This is a genomic window from Rhizobium sp. 18055 (assembly GCF_902706285.1).
Classification (GTDB): Bacteria; Pseudomonadota; Alphaproteobacteria; order Rhizobiales; family Rhizobiaceae; genus Rhizobium.
Map to the genome: position 1 here is coordinate 1 of NZ_CACSKD010000481.1, position 390 is coordinate 390.

The 390-nt window shown below is 39.7% G+C and carries 1 protein-coding gene; it reads right to left on the reverse strand.

The window, feature by feature from the left end; genetic code table 11:
- Positions 1 to 36: 36 nt before the first annotated feature.
- Complete coding sequence (locus GVL52_RS30115) at positions 37 to 342, reverse strand: hypothetical protein (protein WP_160012811.1); 306 nt, start codon at positions 340 to 342, stop codon at positions 37 to 39.
- Between the last annotated feature and the right edge of the window lie 48 nt (positions 343 to 390).

The window sequence follows — 390 nt, forward strand, 5'->3', positions numbered from 1 at the left end:
CTTTAAGCCCTGACCGTCATCAGGGCTTATCCATTTCTATTTCTCAGACGTCTGCCGTCTGAGTTTTTTGTGCTCATCTAACAAATCAATTTGGGCATCTGTGACCTGAGATTGAGCCGAGATTAATAAACGCTGTAACGTATCAAAAGTATCAGCATTCTTATTCTTCGCCTGTCTAACCGCAGTCAGCATTGCTTCAAATGCAGGCTTGCATTCTTCAATCATTTCACCCAAAAGATTGCTTGTTGCTACGTTTGCCTCATTAGAAACAGCCTGAACAAGTTCATACATTTCGGGGGAAACCGTAACAAGAACACGTCGTCTTTTTTTATTTACCGTCATCTAAAAAATCCGTCATTTTTTTTGTCATATATGGATACTACTATATCC

What these genes read in the sequence shown, in the direction of transcription:
- GVL52_RS30115 (WP_160012811.1), bottom strand. Translation starts at nt 342, where the DNA reads ATGACGGTAAATAAAAAAAGACGACGTGTTCTTGTTACGGTTTCCCCC.